The sequence below is a fragment of the Magnetococcus sp. PR-3 genome, assembly GCF_036689865.1.
Classification (GTDB): Bacteria; Pseudomonadota; Magnetococcia; order Magnetococcales; family Magnetococcaceae; genus Magnetococcus.
Genome location: NZ_JBAHUQ010000004.1, coordinates 163,933 through 188,225, shown reverse-complemented (window position 1 = coordinate 188,225; position 24,293 = coordinate 163,933). Strand labels below are relative to the sequence as shown.

Genomic DNA, 24,293 nt, shown 5'->3' with positions numbered 1-24,293 from the left:
AGACAGAACCGCGCTCACCCACCAATCTCCCCACCTTTTTTATGGGTAACCGCCACCACGGAGGGACGCGCAGGCATGGTCTCTTTAAAATCGGGCCATCGCGTCACTGGATTTTCGTAGGTCACCCCGGAAGCTTCCCCCGGGTGTTGCACCGCTAAAAAAAGTGTCCGATCATCAGGCGTAAAAGCTGGGCCACACATTTCTGCCCCCATGGGGCAGCTAAAAAGGCGTTTGGGTAGGGCACGTCCCATCCCTTGCAAATCACAGGCAAAAAGACCATCCGCATGCCCTCTTTTTATCTGTGCGCCACCTTGATCGGTAGCGATCCACATACGTCCACGACGGTCGAAGGAAAAATTGTCTGGTCCTGCGAGCCAATTTCCAAACTGTTCTGTATAGGCATTATACGCACTCCCTGATTTTTCATCCAAAGGCCCCCCCATCAGCAGGATATTCCAGATATATCGATCGGCCCCATGGTCAGGACCTGCCGCCATTGGGGGGGTTAACTCAAGAATATGACCGTAAATATTGGGTGCCCTGGGATTAACGGCATCACTCTTTTGCCGCTTATAGTTGTTGCTTAACGCCACATAAAGACGCCCAGAGTAGGGATTAACCTGGACATCCTCTGGACGATCCAGCGGTGTGGCCCCCACCACACGTGCCGCACGACGGGTTTGTATAAGAACATCCGCCTGACTTTGAAACCCCTGGTCAGCCTCTAACCCCTGCTGACCATGCACCAAAGGAATCCAAGAGATAAAACCATCTTCCTCAAACTTAGCAACCGATAACGTCCCATGATCCAACACATCACGGTTTGCTTGACGACTGGTTGCATTCCAACGATCGCGGGTAACAAAGCGATAGAGAAACTCCCCCGCAGTATCATCTCCACTGTAGAGCGCCACACGCCCATCAGGTAGCACCGTACAGGTGGCCCCCTCATGCTTAAACCGGCCCAGGGCTGTGCGTTTAACAGGCCGTGCCGTTGGATCATAAGGGTCCACCTCAACCACCCATCCAAAGCGGTTGGGTTCATTGGGGGTTTGTTCAATATCAAAACGGGCATAGACTTCCGACCAACGGTGGGAGGAACGCCCTTGTATTCCCATGATGGTATAGCGCGATGGGTGATCCGTCATCTGGGGGTCTCCCCCAAAATAGTGGTTAATATTCTCCTCGCCCAATAACACCGTTCCCCATGGGGTTACACCACCTGCACAGTTATTCAGGGTTCCAATACAAAGCTGACCGGTTGGATCCTCTTGAGTTTGCAGATCGACATGACCAGCAGCCGGACCACTGATACGGATTTTTGTCTCAAGAGCTGTCAAACGCTGGTTGTAGCGACTACGTGTCACCACCTCCCATGGTTTACCGACCCCTTGGCGGCGGATCTCGACCACAGAGTGACCATGCGCGGCCATTTCAACATCGGCAACACGTTTAACATCCTCCGGAAGATCACTGTCACGGAGCTCCTCAGGGAACATCATTCGGCTTTTGGTGAATTCATGATTAACGCAAAGCAGGCCATGGTTGGCATTTTGACTACCCACCGGCAGCGGCATAAACGTGACAAAATCGTTGTTATAGCCAAATTGCTTTTTTTGTGCCTCTGCCGTTTGATTTTCAGGATCAAAGGGGGGGGCATCTGCCAAGACCGGATCTCCCCATCTCAGCAGGGTCTGCACCTCATAGCCATCGGCGACACGGTGAGTGTGCTGGATCTCATCATCCAAACGGCGGAAGTTAAAACTGGTTGGATCAATCTCGGGGAGCGCCTCTTCATCATCATCACAGGCCCATGCCACGCCAGGCAGGCTGCTCATGGCAACCACAGCCCCACCACCCATCAGCCCTTTTAAGGCATTTCGTCGACTTAAACGACCTTCGATTATATCGCTTAAGGGCTGTGAAGAGTTTTTTGGCATGGCTGCAGACCTCATAATACGTAATAGATCTTGCTACTCTACCCTACCTACCGTGAATGTTTCATGGCCTTTATGGCAAAATGCCCCACATATATGGAAAAATAGATGAAATGATTTGTGGAACGAACCCAACCATCAACGGTCCTATCAAACCATAGCAACCCTTGGCATGAGCTCAGATGATGCGTACTCAAAAACCGGTTAAGCAACTGCACCGAACGGTGAGCAAACTCTTTAACCAGGATCCTGACCCCGATCCTTTTACGTTACGACGCCTTCGTAAAGAAGCTGAGGAGTTACAGGGGGAGGATTCGGTCACAACATCACTGGTTTTAGCGCGTCTGGCCTGTATGGAGTGTCAACCCAGCGCCATGGAGACCTACTATAAACAGCTCATCAACCATAACCCCAACCACCCCCAGACCCACTTGGAGTACGCTCTCTCTTTGCGTAAGCTTGGTTATTATGCCGATGCCCGCAAGCGTTCTCTTAAGGCAATGGAGATTGACCCAGAACATCCCGGTATTGAGCAGCAGATCATGCGGGACTGCATACTCTGTGGTCATTTTTTAGAGGCCGGCGAGCATCTCAAAGCAGCGATCCGGGCCAGCAAGCCTATTTTTCGGGCTCAGTTTCATTTTTTAGAAGGGGTTCAAGAGCTCCTTAAGCAACATCAATGGACCGATGAGATGGTGTCAGCCATACCGCAACAAGCTGCAGATCTCTTACATGAACATCACCTCTACCCCACCGGTATTCTGCGCGCCCCTGCTGTACATATTGTCATAACAACAGATGGTGAGTATCAGGATACACCAAGCTCAAGCTCAGCTTGGCTACGCTGGCGTATTCATGTCAACACCACAGAAGAGCAGCTCCATAGCCTTAATCAAACCCTTAACCAGCGTATTGACCTGCTGGCAGGTTTACCGGAAGCCCCCCTCCAGCATATCGATTTACAACTGGCCCCTTGGCGTGATGAGGCCATTTATAACCACCCCTACGGCTTCTACATGTAAAACCTGCCAAAAAGGTGTCATTTTTTCCCCTTTTGCTTAAATGGTCAAAGAGCGCTTGTCAGGAAAACCTGCCAAAGAAGTTCTTCATACAGCTATATTTCATATACTTATAAATTCACCAGAAAACTTGGCATGCCTACTGCATTATGAAAGGTGCGTTATGGATCCCGGTACGGATGCATTGGTTGTTCGGCCCGAGACAACACTTTAAGCACTGAACACTTTGTACCATTGGTTTTGGAAGTTCGTGCGACTGATCTTCTCGTCACCGGGAACCCCATTAACGTAGCATCGCGATTGTCGCAGCCGGAGAGTTCTCTCCTGGCTGCTTTTTTTTGTTTCAAAATCCTCCATAACGGAACCACGTTGATACAAGCTTACTCCAAAGGAGGTCGCCCTTTGACCCACTGAGACAACTCTATTAGGGTATTTAAAAGGGGCTATCGCTATTCTCCGGAGATCTACACTATGGATTTGGAGCACCAGCTTATTATCACAGCCTGTGGGCGAGAACTGGTCCGTCGCCAGTGCGCTGACGATACACAGTTAAGCCGTGTTTTGGCACGAACGGGCGAAACCTCCCCCGATGCGCAAATATTACCTGAACTTGAAAAGCGCATGGCTGCCCTTGAACAGATCTTGGATAACGCCACCCCTGGCGCCATCTCCACACTCTGTCCTGAATTACTCTCACTCCTTAAGATTTATGAGGGCGATCTAACCGGCCACCATGATCGACATGTGCTTATACACTCGGCCTCTTGGCCGGACATGCAGTCGGTCAGGCTTATCGCAAAATGGTTACGAAACCATGGACAAAGTGTTGAAACCATGGCGATTGATGGCCTACGAGAAGGTCAAACAACTGCGCTACATGGGGCAATGGCCCATTTTACACGCTGGTGTGGCGACGTCTTAAGCAACTATAAAATTTACGAATTTCATATCATTTTCAATCCTGCCGGGGGTTCTCGCATCCTGGTCGGCATGCTGCAAACCCTTGCCCCATTCTATGCCCATGAAAGTGCGTATCTGCTCGAACCTGGACGCCACCTGGTGCGCTTACCCATGCCCAACGTGCAAGCCAAAGGGCAGCGTATGCTACAAAAACATCAGCATAGCTTTCGTCGACTGGCCATGGGGCTGGAGGTTCACCCGGAAAAATTGGACAAAATACCGAATGATATGATGATGGAAGGTTCAGATGGTCAAAACCACCTCTCCTTTTTTGGCGAGCTGCTGTGGGACCATAACCGAAGAGATCTTTATGGGGAGTCGATGCTAGAGCCCATTAGCGATCGAATTATCATTACCGAAAATTTCCGTGATGGTGCGGCTGAGCTCGAAAGAGATCGCCATATATTGCTCAATGAACGGCTGGACCAACTCTCCATTTTACTGGAGATTGGGGATAGCATGGATCGCACCATGGCTAGCGCCCTGAGTTTTCAAGCTTTAAAAGAGACATCTGGCGAGTCTACCCACCGTTGCCATGGTTGGGCAGACAAAGAGCTATGGCAGCTTTGGGGGCATTACGAAGGGAGCCGGTTTGTTCTGGATCATTTGGGGCCAGCAAACAAATAGCGCTGGATCAGGGCTCTAAATTGACGGAAACGGTGACATTATCCAGGCTGATGATAATTTTAAAACTGTCGAGTAGTTCACCATTAACGATGACCTGTTGAGGTGTTTGACTAACCTCAGCCCGCCCCGTCTCCAGCGCTACCTCCAACTCTAGCTCGGTAATGCCAAAGGCTTCAGCAATCTCTTCCATGGGGAGTTCAATACCCCAATCGTCATCATCATCCAGCAGATAGCCATCCTCATCGTGCATGACCAGTATCCTATACGGTAATCAACAGATAAGGGGGCCCATACATCGCCCCCTTTGTTATTGGACCCCTCATGAGCAAGAGAGATTCAATAAAAAACGGGTCTCTTTCCAGAGAAAGAGACCCGCCTATCCTACGCGCTCATGAGATCCAGGTCACGGATTCCTATCCGCACCAGAATCAACACACCACGCTTAATCAAAGTCTGGATTACGCCAACCCGGTGTTGCCAACTTGGGCGCATGGGGACGTAGGCGAGAGACATAGTCAGAAACCGCCTCTAAGTCACGCTGGCTGAAACGACGGATCTGCCGCACCATGTCCGGATTGGCATTACGGCGGTTACCGTCACGAATCCACTCCATCTGCCGCAACACATAGCGGTAGTGCTGTCCGTAGATCGCAGGGAAGAAATCTTTAGCAATCCCTTCACCATTCTGCCCATGGCAGCGTACACAGTTCTTTTTATAGACCATCTCACCATGGGCAAGATCTTTACCGGGTCCCATGCCATTGACCGGATTCATAGGCAGACGCGCAATGTATGCCGCGACATCTGCAATGGATTGTGGCCCACCGATTTCACTGGGGATAGCAAAGGGGTACATCGTGGGAACATCACGGTTTTCAGCACGGATATCCGCCAGCTGTTTCACCAGAACTGAAGGGTGCTGTCCAGCAATTTGAGGAAAAGTACCATCCTCTAACCCCCACCCTTCCGGCATATGACAGGCTGAGCAGACCTCATAAATCATCCGCCCGCGGTTAGGGTCACCTTTCAACTTCAGGGCCGCTTCTTTTTCACCGCCACTTGCATTCCATCCAGCCCAGGCAGGTACTGACACGACCAGGGCCAGCGCTGTTGCCAGCCCTAAAAATGCTTTTCGACCAATCATCACGCACAACCCTCCAAAACAATCAAAATGTTATGCAGTTAGGTTACGGATCTTAGGCCCGCTTACTGCTATAGTGAAACATGGAATATAAAAAATAATAGAGGATAAACCAGCAAAATCCCACTTTTCTTCATGACAAAGTGGCTTTTTAACCGAATATTTACAATCTTCATCATGCTTTAAAACGGGCTTGTTTGAAATAGGACCAAGCCTAACGAACAATCAGACCGAAACATTTCACGAAATCCCCCTCATTCACCACAGTCAAAGCCATCTCTTTTTAATCGGTTTCAGTTTTTTTTTCAATACAGATACCGAGAGATTCAAAAAATGAGGGGTTTCGAGGCAAAACGAGGGCAGTCATCTATTAAAAAAGCGAACCCTGTTCGCCCCCACGGGCCTGACGGAGTGCTTCTAGGGAGATGGGCTGTAGACATGCAGGTTCATTAAAGGCTGGCTGATTAACGCGGCGGGTGACGGGCTGTATAGCGAGGGCATAACGCTCACTGGCCCGATGCTGTCGTTCCATAAACTGCGCGGGTTCTGACAATTGGGGGTCCAGCCATGGAGCGACCATTTCCGTTGACAATAACAGAGGCATACGGTGGTGCAGCTGCACCATCTCACCTAAGGCGGGGGTGGTAATTAAGGCAAAGGTCTCAACCATATGGCCACGGGGGTCCGTCCAGTTTTCCCATAACCCGGCCAAAAAAAGAGGTTGCTGGCTTTGGTGCTGGATCAGCCAAGGCTGTCGATTATCCGACTCACCTTGCCACTCATAAAAGCCATCAACCGGCACCACACACCGACGTCGACGCAGTGCATGTCGATAGGTCGGTTTGAGATGAGCGGACTCCATACGGGCCTGGCTGGTACGCCAGCCCAACGAAGCATCCTTAGCCCACGCAGGTAACAGCCCCCACCGTAGAGAGATCATCTGTTGACCTTGCTCGCCCTGCCGGTAGGCCATGGCCCAACCACCTGGTGCAATGTTATAGCCCAGATGCAAAGGTTCATGCATCACTCCCCCCAGTTCATTCAACGTCTGTTGAGGGGCATCAATCTGAGCAAAACGTCCACACATGGGGTCGGTATATCCTAAGGTTTTTGAGAGGTGCAAGCGGCCAGATAACGTGCTTTTTTCAGCTTAAAACAAGCTCGGTTACAGGGCATATGTTCATAGACCATGGAGTAGTGCCCACGATCTTCTCGACCACAATAGGGGGTATTGCAGTGTTTCCACAAGAAAGCATCAATTTCATTCTTATTTAAAACTTCTCGCCACGCTTGACCTCGTGCCCCCACTTGCGTCCCAAACCAGTTGCACTCGGGACTATAAGGGGTGCCACCCTGGGCCAAACCCGGCACCAGCATGAGAATAAGCAGTAGTACAGACTTCATGCGTCCATCATCTAAGCTGGATAATATAGGCGACCAGATCTTTACGAAATCTGGAATGGTTCACATCACGATAAAAACTGGGGTGGCCGGTATTATTATTCCCCATAGCATTGCCAGGGATTACCTCTTCTGGTGTTCTCAAAAAGGTCTCTAACAGCCCTCGGTCCCATTGAAAAGGGTTTGCCTTAACATAATCTAAAAAGGCTTGGCTGTATTTATATCGGGGATAGGTACCAGGGGCACGGGTGGTTAACCCCCACAGAGGAGGTGCCTTACCTTTGCTTTGACGGGAAGTTACATCATGGCACATACCGCAATGGTTCATGGCCAAACGGTTTCCTACATTCAGATCATCACGTAGAAAAAACCACCAAAAACCACCGATGGCAAGCGCAAGAACTGTGATCGACAACAACCAGGACATCCAACGGGACACAATGATGCTCCATTGAGCTAAGCTGACCATAAAAAAACGGCCCGCCATTGGCGCGTCGTTTACCGATCTAAAATGCCGATTGCACAGCCGCCCACTCTATCAACACACTGGCGGCGTGCCTATCGGCCTACACTATGGTGCCTTATGCAAATGAAATGGGCAAATAGTATATACATATGCCCAGGATCATTTAGATAAGGTGCCTATAGGATTCGTTGCCTATAGGCGGCATCGCTATCGCAGCAACGGAGCGACCTCTCAAGGCCGCCATTCTTAAAGGGAGCTCTATTTCCGCCAACCGGCTCGTGGTGTCAACTACGGAAACCGGACTTGAGCGCCATGCGAACGTGAGGGCGGAATGACAGCTCGATTAAACGATCCATCCGTACCTCCGTCTTGTTATCCCAACCGATCATCAGCATGGTAGTGGGCAGTTTTTTCATCCATCCGGCTTGGTGGTTGTGATCTTTATCTAGAAGAAAAAGAACCTACAGCGCCATCGACTCCGGCTTTATCACGCACTTACACACTCTGTTGAACCGTTGAGGTGAATGAATGCCGGTTTAACACACCGGCCCTTAACTATTTAGAATGCAATTCCTAGGCCCAGGTTCCATAAATGCATCTCTTATCTATGGGAGACCATATAAACCCTGCAAGTTACACAACCCTTTTTTATGAGCCCCAACCTTAACTAATCCTCAGCCCCTCCCTCTACTTAGGGTGTTTTAGGGGGTTGGCTGGCCATAGGATCTATAGCCAGCTTATTTTCTAAGATAGAGCGCATCCATATGTTCAAACATCTCATGACGGGTATGGTGTAACTGCTGAAGTTGCTCATGCCACTGTTGCTTCTCAGCAGGCTTTTGGACTATTTCACTGGCCAACTGAACCATCTGCTCATGGCTCTGTTTAAGCAAGGGGAATGGGGCATGCCCCTGCAAAGGCTGCGCATGTGTTGAGGATAACCATGAACCCACCGCACACCCCTTGGGGTCAAAAGCCCCCACCTCATGCCGACCAGAGACCACCCCTTGCAGTTGTGTTAACCACTGCAGATGACCCCCCTTAAGTGCCTGCACATCAAAGTGGGCACCATCCAATTGCATATCCTGCTGCGCTTGGGTTAAGGCATTGCTGGTATTTTTCACAATCGCCACCAGATGCCTTAAATGTACAATACAGGCATGCATCTGCTCCAACCCAGTACCTACCCCAACCGCCTTGTTTTGCACGGACTCAATAAAGCTCTGATTTTTCTCAACCGATGCAAAAATAGCCTGAGCAGAGTTCTGAATATGGTTTAACTGCTCAGCACCTTGCTGGGTCACAGCAACCCCTTGTTCCACCGCCTGACCAATGGTAAGGGTGCCTTGGGCGGCTTCCCCAGCTGCACGCGCCACTTCTTGGGCAGCCAGTTCCAGTTCAGACATATTGCGTGCCACCTCTTTGGATCCATCATTGGCCTCATCCATGGCCAGTGAGACCCCTTCTATGGCGCCGGTCTGGTCCACCACAGAACTTAATATTTCTTCATTGGCTTCTGATATCAACATGACACGTTTGGAAATATCTTCTGCCGAATGAGCGGCTGTTTTGGACTGTTCCTGGATAACAGCCACCTTTTCAGCAATCAGTTTTGTTGCACGGGATGTCTCAGCAGCCAGTGATTTAACCTCATTGGCGACGACCGCAAAGCCCTTCCCGGCCTCACCAGCGCCAGCGGCCTCAATGGATGCGTTCAGTGCCAGCATATTGGTCTGTTGAGCAATCATGGTGATCATATCCACCACTTTATCAATCTCACGGCTGTTGTGATCCAACTGCTCCATCACTTTTAGCGTAGCCTGAGCTTGGTCTGACGCCCCTCGGGAAGCATCGCTGGCCCGCTGGGACTGCATCTCGACATCCGACAATCCCGAACGGATATTCCGTGTGGTTGTGGCCATGCTTTCAATGGCATCATTGACCAGTAATAAGGATTGGTTAACCCCAACCACATTGGCGGACATCTCTTCGGCCGCTGCGGCCATGGTCGAAATATTGGTGGAGGCCTGCTCCGTCGCTGATGAGATGGAATGAACCGTATGCAGCTGCTCCTCTGATGCGTGGGAGGCCTGTTCAATACGGCTTAGAATGCGCCCAACAGAAGCGTTAACCGACCGTCCCTCTTCCGCCAAGGCATGATTGGATACCAGCATATCCTCCGCCAACGTCTGTGCTTGGGAGGAATCATCCGCCAATGTGACACTGGCTTGATCCAGCTGCACCACCACGGCTTGCAGACTCTCCCCTTGCAGTTCACTGGCACTTACCGTACTGGCCAAACTGGCACTTAATGCGTTGATACCCTGCGCTGTTAAATCCAATTCATCCTGGTAACGTTCCGCTATGGGTAGTCTTTGACGGACATCCCCTTGGGTAATTTTATCCAGGGCACCATTAATGCGGTTTAATCGTTTAATTAAACGATCAACCACCACCCAAAACAGTAACCCAGCCAACACCATCAGCCCAATCATGATGGCACCCTGCTTATAGAACATTGCTCGTGACAAAGCATGAACAGCGGTAAGGTCCAACTGATAGATCACCACACCAACTGGCCGACCGGAGAAATCTTGAATGGGGTGATAGACAACACGGAATTCACCCTGATCATGGGACTGTTGCGCCTGTAAAGCCGCTTTCACCAAACCTGCATCAACCAGCTTTGGCTGGAAACGATGGGTACCCCCTGTAAAAATAAAATCCCCCATACGCACGGTGTTCTTTTGCAATTTGGTTGCAACCGTAAGCAGCTCAGGCACCATCACCACCCCAAACTGCTCTTCCGGCAGGTTTTTAGACAGCTTCACCAAACTCTTGAGAGGAACCAAACTTTCAACAGAACCCAAATGCTCCCCATTGCTGGCTATTACCGGAGCCAAGCCCCGCATCACAAAGCCCCCACGCCCAACCTCAATCCCCCATAACGGCTTTCTGTCTTGGTTGATATGTACAACCGTTTGACGAAAACCGGATAGATCATCAGCCCCTTTACCGTTCCAAACACGCACAAAAGAGTGTGCGGGGGGCCGGTGAAAATGGAGCCGGAACTGTTTTACCCCAGTCATCTGTTCCACCTGTTTTTGAATAGGCTTCATCAAGTGGATCAGTTGATCTTTGCCCCCTGCAAAATCACCCGAAGCAGCTTGACGATAAGCCTGCTCAACACCTGGAACTTTAGAAGCCATACTGGCTGCTGTTAACGCCTTACGGCTCATCCGCGCAATATTTTTTTCCAGGTCAGCCATTTTGTTATCAATAATTTGATCAACAAAGTGATCTGAGGTCTCCAATAGCGCCTGTTCGGCGACAAGGAACAACGTCACACTAACCACCAACAGAATCGCCAGTACTGGTGTCACAATTTTAACTTTGAGTTGCATCAACACCCCTCCTTAAAGCTTAAAAAACCTTAAGCAGGGTATTCTTATATACTAATATATACAATTCTAATCCGAGTTAAGTTGTGCTTAAATCAACATTAGTTAATATTTGTAACATTTCATTCAATTTCTGATCGAATTCAAAGCGCTACAAAAAAAAGCTCTACCCAATGAGGGTAGAGCTTTTCATCAAAACGGATCTTTGGGTAAAAAAACTATTCGCCGTGTAGCAGGTCTGAAGGTGCGGCCCCCCAGCGCAGTGGCAACTTAAAGAGCAGCAAAAAGGTGATAAAGAGCACAGCCGCATAGACCCCAGCTAAGGTTATGCCAATCTCCATCCAAGGCATGGGCAGACTCTCCAGCCCCAAACTGGGATTAAGCATCTCTCGGTAGTGCGCCAGCACATCCGTAAACTGTTTATCCAGGTAGATCCGCACTAATTCTACAGTCCCCCATAAAGCCAACCCTCCAGCAATAAGCATGGCCAAGGTCATCTGTAAATAGACCTTCATGTGGATCCCCATCCAGGTCATACCCCGGGTCATAAGCATGCCATAATGGTGCTTGCGGTGACCCAGCAGTGTACCAACCTGAGCCAATAATAAAGCCGCCAACAAAGACCCAACAACCAAGGCAAAGGCTGGCACCATGTGGGTTAAAACATCACTGAGTAGGTTAAACCTATTTAGCGCATCTTGATATTTAGGGTGAATATTAAAGGCCAGCTGGCCATCCCCAACCCGTAGCTCTTTTAAACCATCAATCAAAGCACTTAAGGATTTGGGTTCAACATAAATGTGGAGAGCTGCGAAGGCTGTTCCATACCCGGTCACATCCCAGGGCACAAATTGGGGTTCACGGTCCTGATAACGGCGGCTGGAACCTGGGCAGATGGTGCCACGCACAGTATCATCACGCGCCAATTTATGACATGGGATCCAGAGCTGATGGATACTGTCATGGGCCATGGCATCCCACGTTGCCTTACCATTGGTGGTTCGGTCTAACACAATGGTATCTGGGCGAGGACAGCGACTGTCGCTGATCATGGGCAAGCCCGTTAGCCCCGTCTCTTTGACCGCTTCTTGAATACACTGGGCATAAGCCGAAATACCGACCCGGTCAAAATCACCACCAAGCAGGGTTTTCAGATCACCTCGGGCATTCCCACCCTCCTGCAGCGGATCATATTTCAGATCAGGCAGGTGATAAGCCGCCATCAAGGCATGGTAGGTGGAAAGAGGAAAGAGATACGCCACCTCTTCCATCGCGGGAATATGGGCAATCCAACGCACACGGAACGGTAGAAAATGCTCTTGCTGGCCAACCTTAGCACGCATCCACAAAGTATTCAGAGAACCGGGCAGGTTCTCCCGGTCAATTCGTTCCGGAATGGTATGGCGCTTATCTTCAGGCAACTCCTGAAGCAGCTCTTCACGGTAGGCTCGATAGTCAAAGTGACGGGCAAACAACCGATCATTCAACACAATTTCTAGCGGCAACTGCTGCCAACGTTGAGGTTCCTGCGAACGCTGTTCAGCGGGTAAAGAGAGCTGCCATAATGGATCTTCCGGGTACACCCCCCACCCCACAAACTTGGGTTGGGTACTCCAGCTGTTGGTCCCTGGCAGGTTCAGACGGGGACGCCCGCCCTCCAAGCGACGGTAAGGGTGCACCTGCATATCCGGAAACTTAGCCCGCAAAGATTGCACATGGGCCAGCGTGTCACGTCCAATACCATCATGGTTCTGCCAATGCGACGTGACCCAAACCGGTACACCATAGGGACGCAGTGATCCCAACAAAGCGTCGGTCATACGGTCCAAAAAGCTGGTCCGGCTGGTGACCAAGAGCAGCGATAACGCCGTAACCAACGTCAACAGCAAAGTCAGCCAGGCAAAGTCCCGCCCCCCACCTTCACAGCCAAATCGGCCACAACGGTAGCTACGCCGAAAGGCCACAAAACCCAGGCGGAACCACACAGGGAACAGGCGAAAACGGCGTTTTGGCCGAGGGGGCAACGAACTGCGAGGTGGTTTAGCGCGACGAATTTCAGTAGGGGTGCCGTTATCCATCCAACAATTTCCCTGGATTAAGTTGAGCCCCTTCGTTGCGCTGTAAATGGCAACGTCCGTGGGAGACCACAATTCGGTGGGTAACACGGGGATCCATCGCATCAGAAAGATGGTGGGTCACCCAAATAAGAAGCCGGTCTCCCTGCCCCAACCACTGGTCAACCACCCCCATAACCTCTTTACGGGTGGCAGCATCCAGACTACCGGTTGGTTCATCCGCAAACAGTACCACTGGGTCATGAATCATGGCCTGCATCAACGCAACCCGCTGCAGCTGTCCACCGGAAAGCTCATTGGGGTAGCGATTCATAAACTTATCTAAGGAGTCTTCACCGCGAGAACGGCCTGAGGCTTGACCAGCCATGAGGATTTTATTAATCCCATCGGCCACTTTCTCCTCAATCTCCTTATTACTCCACTCTCCACGGAGCAGCAGAGGGGTCCGCAGGTTCTCCCTTACCGTTAAATAAGGGGTCAGTGTGGAGCGTTGATAAGCAAAACCAAAATAGCGCCGCCGAATTTCGGTTAAGTTGAGTGTTGAGTAACGCCCCACCAAACCTCGTTTTCCCCAAGCCGCTTGATGGCCATCCGGAAACGTCCAATGCACCACCCCACTGCGGGGTTTTTTCATGAAGGTCAAAAGGTAGAGCAGTGTACTTTTACCACTGCCACTACGCCCCAAAACAGGGAGACGACCACTGACGTTATTGGCATCCAACCCCAGGCCACCGACCTCTAACGAAAAGGTATTACCCCAACCGGTCGAACCTGGTTTCTCAATTTGAAAACCCCAACCCATGGATCTTGGTATCCTTACGGTAAATATTCCTGGGGAATCCAGTATCCGCGACGTCCACCATAGCTGTGGCCGTAGCGATAATCTTTATTGGGACCCAGCGCTTCAGAGCGAACCGAACCACTAATGCGCATAAGCGCACGCCCATTGTCCGTAGCATCGGGGCAACGGCGGTGGTCATAGCGGCCTGCATCAAACACGGGACGGTAGGTTTCTCGTTCAACAACCTCAAGCATCTGCTTGGATTTAATGGCCCACAACGCCAAATGACGCAGCTCACAAATCGGCACCGCAGGAATGGTCTTTTTATGACGGTCCAGGATCGGTTTGCCGTTGGCATCTACAACGATCTGAGTCCCTTTTTTATCCCGCATCACATGCTCGGCTGACAGCGCATTCACATTATAACTGAGCAGGGGAGAGTGCCAACGTACCGGCAAGCCACCCCGACGTTGGGCATATTCCGCAGGGGTCTCACCAGAGACATCAATGGGAGGGCGTCGGATCTCTTGCTGCAGACCTAAGATCAAGGCACTGATCAGTGCCTTACGCAGCTGGGGCTCAGGAAGTTCAAAGTACCCTTCAAAGCCACCCAGAATACGGATCCAGGATGAGAGCGAGCTTGAGGTAACCCAGAGCTCTTCAACCACCTTTTCATCCGCTTCGATATAGCCGATCAACGTGGTATCAAAAATACGGTTGTGGCACTGGTCACCCAGCTCACCACACGCCCCTTTTTCCAGGATGTGCCAGTAGACACCAGGAATATCTACCCGCTCCCGTTTGAGGCGATCAATGACCGTACCTAAAGCGGCCCCCCCACGGATGTCCAGAATGATCTCATCAATCAGGGCACTGCTGGAGAGTTTGGCGACCTGCGCCGTTAAACGCTGGACCAGCTTGGATTCCCCCATGCGGAAGAAGTGCTGATTAACCTGATTTTTCCCCATAGGCAGGCTTTCACCCAGAATCTGTTTGGATTGAGATTCAAAACGGCGGTACGCCCGGTTATAAGCGATGGGGTGTTTGGCCGTATCTGGGCGGCGGGGGGTTTGGATGAAGAAAGGCACCACATTGTTGGCCTTTTCACCGCTTGTGCTGCTCCCCCGCATAAGCTTAACCAGCTTATCCCGACTGACCACCTTCTTGTATTTATTCTTGGAGACAAGGCGGCCATTTTCCATGACAGCCATACGGGTTTTATACCCATTATCGCCAATGACAAACATCACTTTCAGATGATCATTACAGCTGCTCATGTCTGAACTAAGCGCCTGTGCCAGACCACCATAGAGGTTCTCTTCATAATCATCCGCGGTATCACCAGCCGTGGTACCCACCGTGCTGATGGCCCGCTGAAAGCGAACAAATTCCTGCTTCTGTTCAACCGGGGAGAGTTCGCACTGGTTAGGCAGTGGATACCCTTCACCCACACCATCACCCAACCCCTTTTTCTCACCATCGGCATAGGGATCTCGATAGACCCTAAAACCAAAGCGGAACTGGGTACTACGGAAACCAGGAACCTGCTTGAGCCGGTGAATAATTTCCTGAATCACACCACGCCGCTGAGGGGTCCCTCTAACCGCATCAATGACCGCTTCCATACTGGCTGTTGCATCCAGTAAGAAGAAAATATCCACATTTTTTTTACTGGCCAAAGATTTCATTTCAGGCAGGATCTGCTGGGCCAAACCCGCATTAATGGCCACCCGGCCATCACCAAGCGGACGACCAACCAACCCGGGGCGCGCCAAAGCCACCTTATAGAAACGACGCTTGTCTCCCGAAGCTGAAACTTTATCAGGCGCAACATGCCGCCCTTTGCCATCCACCAAGTCCAAAACCGGGACACGCACAGGCGATTTAAACCAGTCATTGCCCCCTTCTACCGGAGAGCAGTTGATCGGATTACGCGCAACAGCATCGGACAAGGCTTCATAAGAGCAGATCGTCCCTTTACCCACACCATCGGGTGAACGCAGATCTTCACGGGGCCTTAAACCAAAGGCATTGTTCCAGATAAAGCCATCCGCACGACGCACCCAACCCAGCAGCTTGTCATCATCTTCTAAACGAAAGCGATCACCCAGCAGCACGGCATCATCACGCTGGTCAAAAACAAAGTACATATGAAAACGGGAGGCACCCTCACGGCAGTTGCCTTTACCACCGACACAGCGTTTCAGGTCTGGTCCCTGATAAACCGTCACCGTTGGGGGCTCTTTTTCTTCATCCCTGGCGGTGGTGCCGGTACGGATAAAGAACTTCATCTCCAGACCGGAGACCCCTTTGACAGGCATGTTATGACAGAGCAGATCATTGCGTTTGACCCAACCCAATGCCTCTGGTCTCTCCCCATAGGCAAAGGTTCGGATCTTTAAACGGCCATCAGCTTCGGCAACGACCTCGGCCTGCTGATTAAAGGCCAATCGACCTTTGATCTTTTTGCCCGTATCCGCCCCATAAATAGGCGTATCATGGCGTATGCCACGCACCAGCCCAGCCCAACGCAGGCTATCCTTATGGTAGTAGGGACTAAAGTCGTAGTTGGCACAGTTGCCAGAGCTGCGGACATCAGCCTGGGCGGTATGCGCCAGGCCCAGTGTCATCATCAGCACAGCAAACAGCAGATGGGTCGTCGTGTATGTCAGGGTACCGCGTTTCACGGATCATCCTCCGTCGAAAAAGATTCGACTTGTTCGATTATCTTTTTGGTCATGCACCTATGGGCACATAAGGCAGGCAGTTTATACGAAAAGCCAGCGCGGCAAAAGCCTTGGATGCGTCTAGATGAAGAAAGAGGGGGAAATCATGAGATGAGGTATACCGCGAAGGGCATGACCCCTAGGTGGGGCATGGTTTGTATAGGCCTGTTCAGGCGCACCAATTCAGGGCTCAATAATGAGGCGAAAGCCAGCTACCGACAGAGAAGCAGGCATACAGACCGTCCCCCCCATATGCTGTACACCGGTCCAATCATCCTGCCCCAACAGATGATAACCCATGGCACAACTGCTGCCTGACCATTCGCGCACGCCGCGCAACAGACTTTCTAAACGCAGTTCATCTTCCGCCGGATTATTCACCTGGGCCAAGGCATTAAATCGGTCCATCACAGCCGCAGCCCACTCTTCGCGCGTTGGTAAGCGTACGCGACAACCGCTTTGATCGGCCATCCACTGAGCATAAGCGGCTGCCGTATCATGGGCCACCCCTCGAACCGGCTGGTTCTCACCCCGGGCATACACACCGCCCACTTTGGCTTTGGGATCGGTACGGTTCCACAACAGACCAATTTGATCTAACTTGGACTGACGGGCGGCACGATCTTTCATCTTCTGAACATAATCAACATAGCGCTTAAACTGTTGAATACTCACCTCAAGCGGCATCATCCATACTTCAGATTCCAAATTGACTGAATCCAAGCTTTGCGCTTTAAGAACACGCACAGCCTCATGACTGGACTCCACACCCGTAATCCGATGGGCGCCAGAGGGAATAACCATCATGGTCTTACGCTTGAACTTCCACTCAGGAGTACCACAATGGGAGACAGGACCCTTTTGGATCACCACCGCTTTGGCTTGAGGACGCCCTTGACGATTGTCAGCAGAAGGAGAAGGAGAAGGTAGCTGGGCTTGTTCGGTGGTTTTTGGACCATCTTGGCGTAGCAGGGTTAACCCGGCGGCCATGGCGACGATAAACAGTATGGAGCCAACCATTAGGCGCATACCACCCCAACGGCTCTCTTTTGCGGGGGCCTCTTTTTGAATGCGACGGGCCATCGCAGGGCGCACGCCACCCTGCCCTACACGATGCTTAAGTAGGGGATGTGTCCGACTGAGCCCTTGGTTGGGTTGATCTTTCACCGACGCCTCACGCTTTACCCACGCCCCCACTCTGACATAGAGTGAAAGCCAATAGACAAATCTCTTTAGAGAGAGGTATGGAACACCATCACGCCTGGATGGTCAACATATAACGCGACAAACCCCATGGGTTTGGCCTGTTTTTATCGTATTCCTTAGGAGCTACCCCATGCTGGCTGTCATTTCCCCGGCAAAAAAGTTGGATGAATCCCCTTGTCAGAGCTCATTACCCTACACACTGCCGGACGCTCTGACCCATACTCAGTCCTTAATCGACACACTGAGCCCCTACAGTGAGCATGAGCTGGCTGAGCTGATGAAGCTCAGCGACAAACTTGCCGTGCTAAACGTTGGTCGCTATCAAGCCTTTAATCTACCATTTACCCCAGCGAACGCCAAACAGGCCGCCATGATGTTTCAAGGGGATACCTATGTCGGTTTACAAGCGCAGAGCATGAACCAACAGGATATCTCTTTTGCTCAGGAACATTTACGCATTCTCTCTGGTCTTTATGGCACACTCCGCCCTATGGATTTAATTCAACCCTATCGGTTAGAGATGGGTACCCGTTTAAAAAATGAACGGGGTAAGGATCTATATGCATTTTGGGGGGAGCTCCCGACCCAAGCCATCAATCAGGCAACGGCGGGACATGCAGATCGAACATTGATCAACTTAGCCTCCAATGAATACTTTAAAGCGGTCAAGACCAAGCAACTGGCCGGCCCGATCATCACCCCTGTTTTTAAAGAGATTAAAAATGGCCAAGCCAAAGTCATTGGTCTCATGGCCAAACGGGCCCGTGGCATGATGGCCCGCTACCTGATTGACCAACGTTTGGAAAGCCCAGAACCTTTGAAGTCATTTACAGCAGGCGGTTATGCCTACCAAGCTGGGCTGTCTACCGACAGCGACTGGATTTTCACCCGCCAAGCTGCCTGAGAGTAAATTGATTCCAATATCTTTTCATGGGGATAAAGTCATTTCTAAAACCTTTTTTAGACAGGTCAAAAAATCTGCTTGACTAGCCGTCATGATTTCGCCATATTTGGGGGCCTCCTCAGGGAGGAAAGAGACCAATCGGGGCGTGGCGCAGCCTGGTAGCGCACTAGCATGGGGTGCTAGGGGTCGGAAGTTCGAATCTTCTCGCCCCGACCAGTTTCTTCATAAAAACCGCTGAAAGCTTGCTTTCAGCGGTTTTTTTGTGCCTGCCGCCCCAGCAATACCTAAAGAGTTACTCTTTCCTACAAAAATTCATAAAATATATTTTGCACTGCAACAAAATCAGCTATCCTGCCACTCACGTGGGGTTAGTTCTCCATACTGTTTTTTCCGCCTTATCGCACAAAGAATATATAGACTGTTATTTTTTATGATCAAACAAAACCTTTCTTTCAGCGCTCGTACGATGGCTGACTAAAGCCCCCCCTTAATCGGGCTAGATACACTTCACCCCTCTCATCCCAATCGATGGGAAACAGAGTTGAGTCAGATGACGTCCACTTCACCACAATCCTCTCAAAGATCTCCCATCTCTCAACCAAGTGCAGAGAGATTATGCTTTGCCCGAACCTTGGGCTTAGCCTTTATCAGCTTACTCCTGCTTTTGACGGCCATGCCATCCAAAAGCATGGGCGCACCGTCTGATCTGGACCCCATTACGTTTCAATTACGCTGGAAGCATCAATTTCAATTTGCAGGCTACTATGCTGCGGTTCAGCAAGGTTATTACCGGGATGCTGGCTTGGATGTAAGGATCAAAGAAGGTGCACCAGGGCGTACACCGGTGGAGGAGGTCTTGGCGGGCCGCGCCCAATATGGCGAAGCCAACAGCGAGCTGCTCTACCACCGTTTAATTGGCAAACCCCTGATCGCCTTAGCCGCCATATATCAACATTCACCCTCGGTTTTACTGGTAAGAAAAGACTCTAACATTCAATCCCCACAAGATTTGGCTGGAAAAAAAATCATGCTGGTTGGGGGAAGTGATGATGTCGACCTACTGGCCATGCTCTATGCCGAACGCGTCGATACGTCAAAGGTCATCATTCTGCCAAGCAGTTATGAGATCCAAGATCTTGCCCTGGGTAAAACAGACGCTTTCAATGCCTACCTGAGCAACGAACTATTTTCCATGCAGCAGCAGGGGATTGCCACCGTTGCGCTCAACCCAAGAACTTATGGTATCGATTTTTATAGCGACATCCTTTTCACCACTGAAGAGGAGCTGGCTCATAACCCAGAACGGGTCAAAAAGTTCCGTGAGGCTACACTGAAAGGGTGGGCATACGCCCTTGAGCATGTTGAAGAGATCATCGAACTGATTATCCAGCAATATGGTAGCGAAAAAAGCCCCGCGCACTTACGTTTCGAGGCCAATGCCATTCAAAGCCTTATTCTCCCCAAACTGGTCAAACTGGGGCATATGAACCCTGGCCGCTGGCAACATATGGCTGAACAGTTTGTTCAACAGAATATGGTCACCTCCACCAAACACTTAGAAGGGTTTATCTACGACCCGAGTCAAGCGCAATCCCGCTGGATTAAAACGGCCAAGCATCTATTTCTGGCTGCAACCATTCTGTTCATGCTGATCTTGATTTGGGTGTGGCAACTACGCCGGGTTGTCGCCAAACGTACGCATTTATTGCAAGAGGCCGAACAAGCGTTACGGGCCAGTAATCGAGAACTGGAAGCCCGTGTGGCTGAACGCACCCACTCGTTAAGTGAATCCGAAGCCAAGTTCCGCAACTTAAGCGAAGAGGCCTTGGTTGGGGTTTATTTAATTCAAGGAGGGGTTTTTAAGTATGCCAATCCACACTTCTGCACCCTGTTCGGCTATCAACAAGACGAAGTTATTGGCAAGCTTGGCCCCACGGATTTAACAGCTCCTGAAGATAAAGAGAGATCCAAACACTACATCCAACAGCGGCTCTCTGGACAGGCCGACCGGATACGCTATCGCATGATGGGCCTACGTAAAGATGGAGAAACCATCACCCTCGACATCTTTGGTGTACGCACCCTAGAGGCCGGTCAGCCAGCCATTCTTGGCACCTTGCTTGATATTACAGATGCGGTTAATTCCGAAAAGCAGCTGCAGCATGCCAAAACACAGGCAGAGCTTGCCAATGCGGCCAAGAGTGAGTTTTTGGCCACCATTAGCCATGAAATTCGCACCCCTTTAAACGGCATTATTGGCATGCTCCACATCATTAAAAACAGTGAGGATAGCCGGCCTTTTGCCAAAGAGCTGAGCATGGTTGAACACTCGGCGGATATTTTACTTAAACTGCTTAATAATGTTTTGGACTTCTCACGCATTGAGTCCCGTCAACTGGATTTGGAATTGGCACCGTTCTCCCCCAGCAATCTTATTCATAATCTACTGGAGATGTTCACCCCCCTTGCCACGCAACAGCAGCTGGCCTTGAGCGGCACCATTGATACCAAAATACCCGAACAGGTACTGGGGGATGCTACACGCTACAGCCAGATCTTAATCAATTTTCTTGGCAATGCGCTTAAGTTTACCCAAGAGGGGCAAATTACGATCAACCTCTATGCCGAGCCGATCCCTGACAATAAACGGTTACTCATTTGTGAAGTGACAGATACAGGCCCAGGCATAGAGAGCCATGAACTAGAGCGGCTACTACAGCCTTTTGAACAGTTGGACAATACCATTAGCCGTGCCCACGGCGGGTCAGGTCTCGGACTGGCCATTAGCAAAGGGCTTATTGAAGCTATGGGTGGCAAGCTGGACATTGAGACCCAAAAAGGTCAAGGCAGCTGCTTTCGCTTTAGCATACCCACCGAGATCTACCATGCTCCCCATAAAGCGGAGATTCCCACCCCACACGGCCCTGATCACTCAACCCCCATCACTATCCTGCTTGCAGAAGATGATGAAGTAAACCAGATGGTTTCCCTCTCTATTCTTGAGCAGATGGGCCACCAGGTCACCGTGGCCACCAATGGCTATGAGGTCATGCGTCTTTATGATGAAGCAACGTGGGACTTAATTCTTATGGATTTTCGCATGCCTCAGATGGATGGCATCACCGCGACACAAAACTTACGCCAGCAAGGGCACCAAACCCCCATTATTGGGTTAACGGCTGATACCGTGAAAGAGACCCTTGAACGGGCCAAGCAAGCCGGTATGGATGCCGTTTTAACCAAACCCATCCATACCGATGAACTGGCTAGAATCATTCAGCAGTTCAAACCTTAATACACTTCATATCAATAGGTTACCCAACAAACGGCAAACAACCCCCACCCCCCAAGGGATGAACGGCGGTCTGGCTGCTGCCCCTGGAGTTTACCCAACCACGCCACCTGCCCTTGGGCAACTTCTTCTTCATCACCCACCATTTCAAGATCAAAATCCTGTTTGTAGGCATGCCCTGCCTCACGCCCAGCGCCACGGGCCATCGCCATGGCCTCTTCCGCTGTTTCAGCAAAGCCATCACAGATCAGAGCTTCACCTTTAACCGATGCATTGACAGGTAGTTTCATGCTTACCACTCCTCACCACGCTTTTTGCGTAGACGGTTTATCCGTTTTTTAATCTCCGGGGTGCGCCCGGTTCGCTGTTGAAGCCGTTGAGCCCAGATCCAGGCTTGTGCCAGATCTTTATCCTGATGCTCATGATACTTGGCCAGATCCTCCATCGCGGGCACATGCCCTTTGCGTGCGGCCATGTTCCAAACAATGACAGCCTGCGTCCAACGACCGGCACGACGATAGAGCCAACCCAGACGTTGCAAGCCATCTCCATCCAACTGTTTGATTTGGGACTCCAGGATCTCTATGGCACGAGGTTCATCGTCGGCCTCAATCCACGCTTTGGCCACAGCATGGGGGTATGCCCCATGCGCGCAGGTTGCAAAACCTTCCGCAAGCAGTATCGGCAACAAGGTCAGGCTAAGCAGATCATCCTGATTGTGCTTCAATACGCCAGCCAAGCGCTCGCCCCGCTTGCCTCTAAGCCACGCTTGCCAAGCCAACGGTGCTTCAGAGCCTGGAAGATCATCTTCACGAAACAACCCAAGCAGATGCTGCTCCCCTCGCTGCAGACGACAATCTGGCAGCACCCCTCCAAATATACGCCTAAAGGGATGTAACAAATCAAGGTGGGATAGATGGGAAAGTGAATCCACCATGCCATGTAGCTTAAAACGGGTTAAAAGCAGGGGGACATCAAAGCTTTTACCATTAAAACTGACCAGCTGCGTCACACCCTCCAACGCTTGATGGAATTGCTGCAACATCTCGGCCTCACCGGCATAGCCACTCAACAACCACTGTCGCCCATGCAGTGTGCCATTCCACAACCGTAACAAACCTATTTGAAAGGCCGTGGTGCCGGTTCCACCAGCCAGCCCTGTGGTCTCTGTATCTATCCAGGCACAGGTTTCTGGATTATCCAGGCCACCACCAACAATGGGAGGAATCACCGACATCAAGCGCTGGAGAGGATAACGACCATGGCATTGATCCAGCGGTGTGTGCCAACGAATGAGGATCAGCCCTGGCGCCACCAGCTCCCCCCCTAAGAAATCTGCCAATGCCTGCTCATCTTCCAGGGCAACACCATCGCCTGTCTGTTGTGGTGCAATGGGCCGTAGACGCCGTAGCTGCCGTGCCATGTCAGGGTTCTGTGCAGGTGGCACAGGGTCTATTTTGACCCCCTCCTGACCCTTGAGCTTGCGCAGCTTATCCTTAAGCCCAGCCATTCCAAACTCCCATGGGGTTAAATCAAGGAAACATAGCCCACACCAACCACCTGCTTTATGCGACCTACTCCGTGCCACATCCATATTCTGTGCTGGAGCTTAGCTCTGCTGAGCAGGATCCACAAGGCTAGCCAGCATAGCGGAACAATGACCCACAACAGGATCTGTTCATTAAAATCGATTCTTCTACGTTGAAAGGTTTGGCAGCTAACCTCAAGGCAAGCGCACAGCTTTTGTGCCATCCACTGCCTTAAACAACCACCGATCCGGTCAGACAAGAACGGGCAACATGCATGACAACAGAGCGATCATACCTCAACATTGCCAGCTTCCGGCCCCAAGTCAAGCAAGGTCATCTCCCTGAATCGTAAAGGCCGTTGGATCCGTAGGCTCAAGGTTTGACCCTAAAGCCTTCTAAGCCAAACAGGCGCTTGCCCCTGGACACGCCTAACAACCCTGAGATGTAGACTCTTCTACGAACCCTACACATACCTGAGCTTAAGAGACGCTTACAACATACGGGTCTGGCTCAATCATTCCAGGTCCGCATGACCGAACCCACACTTACCGCCTTTATCAAGGCAGTGGCGGCCTGCCCTATGAGAGGTGTGGTCTGGAGGGGGGTTGTGGCAACGCCATCGATAGATACCGAACACGCTTAGCGACGAACCAACAGATAAAGGGCGTTGATTGATGACAGCGGCTAAGGTCGTGACAAGGCTGCCTTGGACCCCATGGTACGGTTTTTCGGTATCTACCCCCTAACAGCCCACTGCACAGCGGCTGTTTTCTCAGTAAGCGTAGAGTAAGGGTGCGACAACCGGCTTTACCTCCATCCATTGATGCC

At 51.0% G+C, this 24,293-nt stretch carries 17 protein-coding genes and 1 tRNA gene; 5 read left to right on the top strand and 13 right to left on the bottom strand.

Going from position 1 to position 24,293, the window contains the following annotated elements:
• Positions 1–14 precede the first annotated feature (14 nt).
• Positions 15–1,940, bottom strand: coding sequence for a PhoX family protein (locus tag V5T57_RS04810; protein WP_332890028.1), 1,926 nt, complete (start codon positions 1,938–1,940; stop codon positions 15–17).
• A 179-nt stretch (positions 1,941–2,119) separates the two neighbouring features.
• Here V5T57_RS04810 and V5T57_RS04805 point away from each other — a divergent pair, with 179 nt between their 5' ends.
• Together V5T57_RS04805 and V5T57_RS04800 are read left to right on the top strand one after the other, a co-directional pair.
• A complete protein-coding gene (locus V5T57_RS04805; protein WP_332890027.1) occupies positions 2,120–2,959 on the top strand; it encodes a tetratricopeptide repeat protein in 840 nt (279 codons plus the stop codon).
• Between the two features lie 468 nt (positions 2,960–3,427).
• A complete protein-coding gene (locus tag V5T57_RS04800; protein ID WP_332890026.1) occupies positions 3,428–4,543 on the top strand; it encodes a hypothetical protein in 1,116 nt (371 codons plus the stop codon).
• Between the two features lie 7 nt (positions 4,544–4,550).
• Here V5T57_RS04800 and V5T57_RS04795 read toward each other — a convergent pair whose 3' ends face one another.
• From V5T57_RS04795 to V5T57_RS04750, 10 genes are all read right to left on the bottom strand, one after another.
• Complete coding sequence (locus V5T57_RS04795) at positions 4,551–4,793, bottom strand: hypothetical protein (protein ID WP_332890025.1); 243 nt, start codon at positions 4,791–4,793, stop codon at positions 4,551–4,553.
• A 192-nt stretch (positions 4,794–4,985) separates the two neighbouring features.
• Positions 4,986–5,687, bottom strand: coding sequence for a c-type cytochrome (locus V5T57_RS04790; RefSeq protein ID WP_332890064.1), 702 nt, complete (start codon positions 5,685–5,687; stop codon positions 4,986–4,988).
• 367 nt (positions 5,688–6,054) lie between these two features.
• Positions 6,055–6,771 carry an SOS response-associated peptidase gene (locus V5T57_RS04785; protein ID WP_332890024.1) on the bottom strand — a complete coding sequence of 239 codons (717 nt, stop codon included), beginning with the start codon at positions 6,769–6,771 and terminating at the stop codon, positions 6,055–6,057.
• Positions 6,772–6,785: 14 nt separating this feature from the next.
• Positions 6,786–7,088: a hypothetical protein gene (locus V5T57_RS04780; RefSeq protein WP_332890023.1), complete on the bottom strand. Its 303-nt coding sequence runs from the start codon at positions 7,086–7,088 to the stop codon at positions 6,786–6,788.
• Positions 7,089–7,095: 7 nt separating this feature from the next.
• The gene (locus tag V5T57_RS04775; protein ID WP_332890022.1) at positions 7,096–7,524 is read right to left on the bottom strand and encodes a c-type cytochrome; all 429 of its coding nucleotides are present in this window, start codon (positions 7,522–7,524) and stop codon (positions 7,096–7,098) included.
• A gap of 764 nt (positions 7,525–8,288) precedes the next feature.
• Positions 8,289–10,955, bottom strand: coding sequence for a methyl-accepting chemotaxis protein (locus tag V5T57_RS04770; protein WP_332890021.1), 2,667 nt, complete (start codon positions 10,953–10,955; stop codon positions 8,289–8,291).
• A gap of 215 nt (positions 10,956–11,170) precedes the next feature.
• Positions 11,171–13,030, bottom strand: coding sequence for a hypothetical protein (locus V5T57_RS04765; RefSeq protein ID WP_332890020.1), 1,860 nt, complete (start codon positions 13,028–13,030; stop codon positions 11,171–11,173).
• Positions 13,023–13,829, bottom strand: coding sequence for an ABC transporter ATP-binding protein (locus V5T57_RS04760; protein WP_332890019.1), 807 nt, complete (start codon positions 13,827–13,829; stop codon positions 13,023–13,025). The genes V5T57_RS04765 and V5T57_RS04760 overlap by 8 nt, the downstream gene beginning before the upstream one ends.
• A 14-nt stretch (positions 13,830–13,843) precedes the next feature.
• Positions 13,844–16,495: a hypothetical protein gene (locus tag V5T57_RS04755; RefSeq protein WP_332890018.1), complete on the bottom strand. Its 2,652-nt coding sequence runs from the start codon at positions 16,493–16,495 to the stop codon at positions 13,844–13,846.
• A gap of 222 nt (positions 16,496–16,717) precedes the next feature.
• Positions 16,718–17,701, bottom strand: coding sequence for an SUMF1/EgtB/PvdO family nonheme iron enzyme (locus V5T57_RS04750; protein WP_332890017.1), 984 nt, complete (start codon positions 17,699–17,701; stop codon positions 16,718–16,720).
• Positions 17,702–17,870: 169 nt separating this feature from the next.
• On the opposite strand from V5T57_RS04750, the gene yaaA reads away from it, so the two are divergent.
• The 3 genes from yaaA (at position 17,871) to V5T57_RS04735 (ending at position 21,939) form a co-directional block, all read left to right on the top strand.
• The gene (gene yaaA, locus V5T57_RS04745) at positions 17,871–18,644 is read left to right on the top strand and encodes a peroxide stress protein YaaA (RefSeq protein WP_332890016.1); all 774 of its coding nucleotides are present in this window, start codon (positions 17,871–17,873) and stop codon (positions 18,642–18,644) included.
• 139 nt (positions 18,645–18,783) lie between these two features.
• Positions 18,784–18,860 (top strand) — tRNA-Pro (locus tag V5T57_RS04740).
• 334 nt (positions 18,861–19,194) lie between these two features.
• Positions 19,195–21,939 (top strand): ABC transporter substrate-binding protein, encoded by a 2,745-nt coding sequence (locus V5T57_RS04735; RefSeq protein WP_332890063.1) that lies wholly within the window; start codon positions 19,195–19,197, stop codon positions 21,937–21,939.
• An 11-nt stretch (positions 21,940–21,950) separates the two neighbouring features.
• Here V5T57_RS04735 and V5T57_RS04730 read toward each other — a convergent pair whose 3' ends face one another.
• Positions 21,951–22,226, bottom strand: coding sequence for a hypothetical protein (locus V5T57_RS04730; RefSeq protein WP_332890015.1), 276 nt, complete (start codon positions 22,224–22,226; stop codon positions 21,951–21,953).
• A 2-nt stretch (positions 22,227–22,228) separates the two neighbouring features.
• Positions 22,229–23,446 carry a ribonuclease H-like domain-containing protein gene (locus V5T57_RS04725; RefSeq protein ID WP_332890014.1) on the bottom strand — a complete coding sequence of 406 codons (1,218 nt, stop codon included), beginning with the start codon at positions 23,444–23,446 and terminating at the stop codon, positions 22,229–22,231.
• Positions 23,447–24,293: the final 847 nt, after the last annotated feature.